Annotated in this window: 6 protein-coding genes; 2 read left to right on the top strand and 4 right to left on the bottom strand. The window is 70.2% G+C overall.

Features of this window, described 5'->3' with window-relative positions:
* The 3 genes from VHK87_RS19115 to VHK87_RS19105 form a co-directional block, all read right to left on the bottom strand.
* The coding region (locus VHK87_RS19115; protein WP_329636486.1) for a hypothetical protein at positions 1-336 on the bottom strand (336 nt) is incomplete at its 3' end.
* Between the two features lie 97 nt (positions 337-433).
* Positions 434-1,126, bottom strand: a complete 693-nt coding sequence (locus tag VHK87_RS19110; protein ID WP_329636485.1) for an HAD family hydrolase — start codon at positions 1,124-1,126, stop codon at positions 434-436.
* Positions 1,123-1,551, bottom strand: a complete 429-nt coding sequence (locus VHK87_RS19105; RefSeq protein ID WP_329636484.1) for a DUF1330 domain-containing protein — start codon at positions 1,549-1,551, stop codon at positions 1,123-1,125. The genes VHK87_RS19110 and VHK87_RS19105 overlap by 4 nt, the downstream gene beginning before the upstream one ends.
* A gap of 160 nt (positions 1,552-1,711) precedes the next feature.
* On the opposite strand from VHK87_RS19105, the gene carA reads away from it, so the two are divergent.
* Both carA and VHK87_RS19095 read left to right on the top strand, forming a co-directional pair.
* Positions 1,712-2,878, top strand: a complete 1,167-nt coding sequence (gene carA / locus VHK87_RS19100) for a glutamine-hydrolyzing carbamoyl-phosphate synthase small subunit (RefSeq protein WP_329636483.1) — start codon at positions 1,712-1,714, stop codon at positions 2,876-2,878.
* Between the two features lie 5 nt (positions 2,879-2,883).
* Complete coding sequence (locus VHK87_RS19095; RefSeq protein ID WP_329636482.1) at positions 2,884-3,513, top strand: GNAT family N-acetyltransferase; 630 nt, start codon at positions 2,884-2,886, stop codon at positions 3,511-3,513.
* Between the two features lie 207 nt (positions 3,514-3,720).
* On the opposite strand, the gene VHK87_RS19090 is transcribed toward VHK87_RS19095, so the two are convergent.
* On the bottom strand, positions 3,721-4,290 hold the full coding sequence (locus VHK87_RS19090; RefSeq protein WP_329636481.1) for a fasciclin domain-containing protein: 570 nt from the start codon (positions 4,288-4,290) through the stop codon (positions 3,721-3,723).
* Positions 4,291-4,444 lie beyond the last annotated feature (154 nt).

Here is a 4,444-nt window from a genome sequence, read left to right as displayed (position 1 = left end):
GGCCGGGAGGAAGACGCCGGCGAAGTCCCGGGCGATCATCTGGACGGGGGCGGCCCCGCAGGCGGCGTCGTAGACGTGAATGGCCGCGTGCAGCGTCAGGAAGGCCGCGCCGGCGGCGAGCGCCGGCCAGCCCTGGCGCGGCCGCCAGGCGAACCACGCCAGCCCCGCCGCCGTCACCAGGTAGGCCGCCCCGATGTCGCGCACGAAGTGGGGGTTGTAGGGGCCCGTCTGTGGGACTCCATCCACCGCCCCGTACCACCAGAAGCCGGCGAACAGCATCGCAAGCGCGTTCGCGCCGAGAAGCACCGCCAGTATCCCGCTGATCCACCGGGCCATCGCCCTCGCCTCCTGATCTTGAGGACAGGACGGATGGGGCGGCACGGTTGTGACATCCTGAACCGCTCATTCCGCCAAAAGCCGGGATGAGCGGGGGTTACGTGATGCTCGCGATCCACGCCGGCAATTCGGTGATGCTCGACAACTCGGCGAACCTGGGATGGTCCAGCGGCGCGTCGGCGATCTCGTGGGCCCAGACCAGCGGGTACGGCACGTGGGCGGCCCAGGCGCCCGCTTCCAGCGCCGGCAGGATGTCCGACCGGACCGAGTTGCCGCACATCACCGCCTCGGCCGGACCGGTCCCGTGGCGGTTGAACACCCTCTCGTAGGTGGATGCGTCCTTTTCCGAGACGATCTCGACGGCGACGAACAGGTCGCCGAGACCCGAGGCCGCCAGCTTCTGCTCTTGGTGCAGCAGGTCGCCCTTGGTGATCAGCACGAGGCGGTAGCGCTCGGAGAGCTGCGCCAGCGCCGAATCGACGCCGGGCAGCGGCTCCACCGGCTCGCTCAGCATCTCGCGCCCGGCGGCCAGGATCTCGCGCACGATGCGGGGCGGGGCCTCCCCGCCGGTCAGCTCCATGGCGGTCTCGATCATCGAGAGGGTGAAGCCCTTCACCCCGTAGCCGTAGAGCCGCAGGTTCCGCTTCTCGACCTCCGCCAGGCGCTGCTCGAGCATCGCCGGCTCGGCGACGTCGGCCAGCAGGTCGAAGAACCGCTGCTGGGTCAGCCGGAACAGGCTCTCGTTGTGCCAGAGGGTGTCGTCGGCATCGAGCCCGACGGTGGTGATCACTCGCCGAAGCCCTCCCCCGGCGTCAGCGGCGAGAGCCGGATCAACCTGGAGTCCGCCACGGCGGCGCTGCGGTGCTTGACGTGCTCGCGGTACTCGGGGTCGCGAACCATGTCGATGAAGGCCTGCGCGGTGGGGTATTCGACGATGAAGGCCAGATGCCACGCTTCGCTGGAAGGCCCGGTCACCGTCACCTGCGGCCGGCCCGCCCAGACCTGCCGGCCGCCCAGCCGCTTGAGGATCGGCGCGGTGGTGCGGCCGTAGGCCCGGTAGGCGTCCAGGCCCGTGTAGCCCTTCCCCCGGTCCGGGTGATCGGCGGGGTAGTCGGCGAAGTCCTTCAGCCGCACGAGGTTCAGCATCTGGATCGGCTGGTCGCGCGGCAGGTCCTTGAACTGCTCCCACGCCTGGCGATCGGGATCGATATGCATGGCGCACCTCCGTTGCGCCGAACCTAATCGCCGCGCCGTCGCAGGTCACCGCATTGACGCCACCCTTGAGTCTCACTAGGTAGCCGCCGGTTTGCCTAGGCGGGCGGGGTTCACCTCGACCCGCCTTTTTGCAAGCATCCCTCAACCCGGAGCCGACACCATGACCGCACTGCTGCCTGGAGTGACCGGCGTCCTGGTCCTGGCCGACGGCGCCGTCCTGCAAGGGGTCGGCGTCGGGGCCGTCGGCGACGCGGTCGGCGAGGTCTGCTTCAACACCGCCATGACCGGCTATCAGGAGATCCTCACGGACCCCTCCTACATGGCCCAGATCATCGCCTTCACCTTCCCGCACATCGGCAACGTCGGGACCAACATCGAGGATATCGAGCAGATGTCCGGCTCGGCCGAGACGGCGGCGAGGGGCGCGATCTTCCGCGACATCCCCACCGCCCCGGCCAACTGGCGGGCGAATGCGGACCTGGCCACCTGGATGAGCCGCCGCGGCGTCGTGGGGCTGGCCGGCGTCGACACCCGCGCGCTGACCAAGAAGATCCGCGAAACCGGCATGCCGCACGCCGTCATCGCCCACAATCCGGAGGGCCGCTTCGACCTCGAGGCGCTGGTCGCCCGGGCCCGCGCGTGGAGCGGCATCGTCGGCCTGGACCTGGCCAAGGACGCCAGCTGCCTGCAGCCCTTCACCTACGAGGAAGGCTTGTGGGCCTGGCCGCGCGGCTACACCAAGCTGGACGCGCCGCGCTACGAGGTGGTGGTCCTGGACTACGGCGTGAAGCGCAACATCCTGCGGGCCCTGACCTCGGTCGGCGCGCGAGCCACAGTGGTGCCGGCCAGCACCTCGGCCGAGGAGATCCTGGCCCGCAAGCCCGACGGCATCCTGCTCTCCAACGGCCCGGGCGACCCGGCCGCCACCGGCGCCTACGCGGTCCCTGAGATACGGAAGCTGGTTGAGAGCGGCACGCCGGTGTTCGGCATCTGCCTGGGCCACCAGATGCTGTCGCTGGCGCTGGGCGCCAAGACGGTGAAGATGGAGCAGGGCCACCACGGGGCGAACCACCCGGTGAAGGACCTGACCACCGGCAAGGTGGAGATCGTCTCCATGAACCACGGCTTCACCGTGGACCGCGACAGCCTTCCGGCCCCGGTGGTGGAGACCCATGTCTCTCTGTTCGACGGCACCAACGCCGGCATCGCCCTGAAGGACCGGCCGGTCTTCTCCGTCCAGCACCACCCGGAGGCCTCCCCCGGCCCCACGGACTCGCTCTACCTGTTCGAGCGGTTCGCCGACCTGATGGACGAGCACAAGGGCTGAGGCGGATGGGCGAGGCGTTCTGGAGCCCCGGATCGCCGCCGCCCGAGCGCGTCGTCGACATCCCCACCCTGGCCTCCGAGCGCCTGTTGGTGCGCCGGCTGTGCGCCGGCGACCTGGAGGCTTGCCACAAGCTGTGGCTGGACATCGGCTACGCGGAAGCGGCCCTCGACGAGGCGGCCAACCGGGCGCGCCGAGCCGACTGGCTGTCCTGGACGATCGCCAATTACGACCAGCTCTCCGGCCTGATGCAGCCGCCCTACGGCGACCGCGCCGTGGTCAGCCGCGCGGACGGCCGGTTCCTCGGGATCGTCGGCCTGGTCCCGGCCTTCGGCCCCTTCGACCAGCTGCAGCACACGGGACTGGAGGAGCCGGCCCGCTTCTCGCCGGAGGTCGGGCTGTTCTGGGCCGTCTGCCCTCCCGAGCAGGGCCTGAACGTCGCCAGCGAGGCGGCGGGCCTTTTGATCGCCTACGCCTTCGAGGCGCTGAACCTGAAGCGGATCGTCGCCACGACGGAGGCCGAGAACGCCGCCTCCCTGGGGGTCATGCGCCGGCTCGGCATGGCGGTCTATCCGAACCCCTACGCCGAGCCGCCGTGGTTCCAGATGGTGGGGGTGCTGGACGCGCCGGTCCCCTGATGCCGGGGGACCGGATATCGTGTCCGCGGACGCGAGCTTGTCCGGCGAACACGACCTCCCTGCCCGATCCGCACGCCTCAAGGAGCTGAGAGGAGGCGGCGGAAGGCTCCGGGTGGGAGCTCACGGCGGGACGGGCCGAGAGATCCGGTTCCCGGGGCGGCGCGCCGCCCTGCGGGGGGCAAGGCGGCGCGCCGTTCCGGATGGCCGCTAGGGCATCAGCACCGTGTCCACGACGTGGATCACGCCGTTCGACTGGTTCACGTCCGCGATGGTGACCATCGCCGAGCCGCCCTTGGCGTCCCAGACCATCAAGCCGGAGCCGTGCTGCGAGACCGTAAGGTTCTCGCCCTGGGCGGTCTTCAGCATGGCCTTGCCGCCGCCGGCCTTGACCTTCGCCATGAGGTCGCGGGCGCTCATGCGGCCGGGCACCACGTGGTAGGTCAGCACGCCGGTCAGGGCCGCCTTGCTCTCCGGCTTCAGCAGGCCATCGACCGCGCCGCCGGGCAGCTTCGCGAAGGCCGCGTTGGTCGGCGCGAACACAGTAAAGGGGCCAGGGCTCGCCAGGGTGTCCACCAGCCCGGCGGCCTGCACCGCCGCCACCAGGGTGGTGTGGTCCTTCGAATTCACCGCGTTCTCGACAATGGTCTTTGACGGGTACATCGCCGCCCCGCCGACCATCACCGTCTTCTCGGCCTTCATTTCAGCGTTGGCGACGCTCACGCCGGCGAGCGCCAGGCTCAGGCCGGCGACGGCCGCCGCAACGGATTTCACGGACATGTCTCGATCCCTCTGAATTGCTCATCGCCTGCAGCGGCGATGACAGAGGTACGGAGGCCGCGGCGGCGCGGATGCAGCCGGACCTAAATCCGGGACAGCTCGCCGATCGCGGCGACAGGACCGCTCGGACCTTCCTGGGGGGAGCCCCCCGGCG

Source organism: Phenylobacterium sp., from assembly GCF_036263695.1.
GTDB lineage: Bacteria > Pseudomonadota > Alphaproteobacteria > Caulobacterales > Caulobacteraceae > Phenylobacterium.
The sequence above is the reverse complement of the archived record's forward strand: the minus strand, read 5'-3'. Positions and strand labels throughout refer to the sequence as shown.

Excerpts from the sequence above, each read along its gene's own strand:
- VHK87_RS19105 (WP_329636484.1), bottom strand. The coding sequence starts at position 1,551 with ATGCATATCGATCCCGATCGCCAGGCGTGGGAGCAGTTCAAGGACCTG.
- carA (WP_329636483.1), top strand. The coding sequence starts at position 1,712 with ATGACCGCACTGCTGCCTGGAGTGACCGGCGTCCTGGTCCTGGCCGAC.
- VHK87_RS19095 (WP_329636482.1), top strand. The coding sequence starts at position 2,884 with ATGGGCGAGGCGTTCTGGAGCCCCGGATCGCCGCCGCCCGAGCGCGTC.
- VHK87_RS19090 (WP_329636481.1), bottom strand. The coding sequence starts at position 4,290 with ATGTCCGTGAAATCCGTTGCGGCGGCCGTCGCCGGCCTGAGCCTGGCG.